This window comes from Streptomyces sp. NPDC043870, assembly GCF_056435785.1.
In genome coordinates this window covers 1-2571 of record NZ_JBWKDT010000124.1, presented here as the reverse complement: position 1 = coordinate 2571, position 2571 = coordinate 1, and the positions used below count along the sequence as shown (strand labels likewise).

The following is a 2571-nucleotide window of genomic DNA, read 5'->3' as shown; positions in this document are numbered from 1 at the left end:
TGACGGCGGCCGTGAAAAGCTCCCCATAGGCGGCCACTTACCGCCCCACTGACGGCCACGGAATTCCCCACGTACGGCCGGATATCTCCCCGCTCGCTACGGACGCATCCCGCTCGGCGAGGCTCGAGCGGGTGAAGAACAGCAGGGAGATCATGGAGATCCTTGAGGCGTACGACCTCACGGGCAGTTACCGTGCCGCGGCCGAGTTGGCCGGCGTCGACCATCACACGGTGGCCCGGTATGTGAAGATGCGGGCCGCTGGTCAGCATCCCGATCAGCGGCGTCACCGGGCTCGTGCGATCGACGACTATCTGCCGAAGATCGAGGAACTGGTGGTCCGTTCCCAGGGCAAGATCCGCGCAGACGTCGTGCACAAACGGCTTGTCGCGATGGGTTTCACCGGCGGAGAACGCACCACCCGCCGCACCGTCGCCGAGGCGAAAGCCCAGTTCAGAGCGGGCCGGCGCCGGGTCTATCGGCCGTGGGTGACAGAGCCGGGGCTGTGGATCCAGTACGACTTCGGCGACGGACCGACCATCGCCGGACGCAAAACCATCCTGTGGTGCGCCTGGCTGGCCTGGTCCCGCTTCCGCGTCGTGATCCCGATCTGGGACAAGACGCTGCCCACGGTCACCTCGTGCCTGGACGCGACGTTCCGCCGGATCGGCGGAGTGCCCGCCTACGTGCTCACCGACAACGAGAAGACGGTCACCACCGACCACGTCGCCGGAATCGCGGTCCGCAACCCGGAGATCGTCGAGGTCGCCCGCCACTACGGCACGACCATACGCACCTGCTTACCCGCGGACCCGGAGACCAAGGGCGGATCCGAAGCGACGGTCCGCATCGCCAAGGCCGACCTGGTCCCGAAAGACATCAACCTGCGCGAGCACTACAAGACCTTCGGCGAGCTCGAGGCCGCCTGCCGGACCTTCTGCGACGAGGTCAACTCCCGCACCCACCGGGCAACACGGCGCAAGCCGGCCGAACGCCTCGCCGAGGAACAACAGCGACTGCATCCGCTGCCCAGACGGCCCTTCACCGCCGCCTTCGGCACCACCCGGCGAGTGAACTGGGATGCCACGATCTCCGTCGAAGGAGTGCGCTACTCCGTTCCGCACGAGCTCATCGACAACCGGGTCTGGGCCCGTTTCCACGGCGACGAGCTGATCGTCGCCGCGGTCGGCGAGGACGGCTCGGCCCGGGAGGTGGCCCGCCACCGGCGGGGACAGCCTGGCACCCCAGTGCTGGACGACGCCCACTACCCACCACGCCAGGACAAGCGGGCCGACCGCACCCCGAAAGCCACCTCGGCAGAGGAGGCCGCCTTCCTCACGCTCGGTCCCGGGGCAGCGTCCTGGCTGGTCGAAGCCGGTGCGACAGGGGTCCGCCGCATCAAGGCGAAGATGACCGAGGCCGTCGCCCTGTCCAAGCTCTACTCGGTGGCCGAGGTCGACCGGGCTCTGGGCACCGCCGCGGTCACCGCCCGGTTCGCGGACAAGGACCTGTTGTCGATCCTCGACTACCAGGCCACACGCGAGAACACCGAGCCCGTCCGCCGCAGCGAGGAACACTCCCTGCAGCCCGGCACCTCTGCCTGGTCCTCCTTCGGCCTGCCCACCACGACCTCGGACGTCCCCGAGCACGACGAAAGCGACCTCGCCTGATGGCCACCCCACTCCGCACCGTTCCCGGCACCAACGGTGACCCGCTCGCCGAGGCCATCGAGCTGACCAAACGCCTCAAGCTCCCGCACCTGCGACGAGCACTGGCCGACCTGATCCCCACCGCCAAGGCACAACGCTGGGACCCGGCCGAGGTCGTCCGTGTCCTGCTGGCCGAGGAAGCCGCCGGACGCGACCGGGCCAACCTCCACACCCGCCGCAAGCGGGCCGGATTCCCCACCGGCAAGACCTTCGGCGACTGGGACGAGACCAAATCCGCGATCCCGCGGCCGACCCAGGACGCCCTCAAGTCCCTGGAATGGGTCGGGCGTCGGGAGAACTTCTGCATCTGCGGGCCCTCCGGCACGGGCAAGAGCCACTTCACCGAAGCCCTCGGGCAGACCGCGGTCGAGGCCGGACTGACCGTCTCCTGGTTCACCATCGAGGACCTCGGAGCCCTGGTCCGCCGGCACCGAGCGGACGACTCCATCGCTCGAGCCCTCGCGAAGATCGTCCGCTCGGACCTGATCATCGTCGATGACATCGGGCTCCTGCCCGTCTCACCGGACGCCTCGGAGGGCTTCTACCGCCTGGTCGACGCCGCCTACGAACGACGCTCGATCGCCGTCTCCAGCAACCTCCACCCGTCAGGGTTCGACGAGATCATGCCCAAGACCCTGGCCACCGCGACGGTCGACCGGCTCATGCACCACGCTCACATCGTCGTCACCCAGGGTGACAGCTACCGGCTCACCCAGGCCACCAGCGGACAGGGGGTGAAGCCCTTCAGCTGACCCGACCCAGCGCGAAGGCGGGGACTTATCTGGCTGCCACCGGGGACATCTCGGTGGCCGCCAGTGGGGCGAACTCCTGGCCGCCACCGGGGAGAACTACACGGCCGTTGACA

Annotated in this window: 2 protein-coding genes; both read left to right on the top strand. The window is 68.7% G+C overall.

All coding sequences use genetic code 11. The annotated features are described in order from the left end of the window. Positions 1 to 131: 131 nt before the first annotated feature. Entirely contained in the window at positions 132 to 1667 is a 1536-nt protein-coding gene (gene istA / locus AC0699_RS39575) for an IS21 family transposase (RefSeq protein ID WP_478671520.1), read from the top strand. Further along, on the top strand, positions 1667 to 2458 hold the full coding sequence (gene istB / locus AC0699_RS39570; RefSeq protein WP_478671516.1) for an IS21-like element helper ATPase IstB: 792 nt from the start codon (positions 1667 to 1669) through the stop codon (positions 2456 to 2458). The genes istA and istB overlap by 1 nt, the downstream gene beginning before the upstream one ends. Positions 2459 to 2571 lie beyond the last annotated feature (113 nt).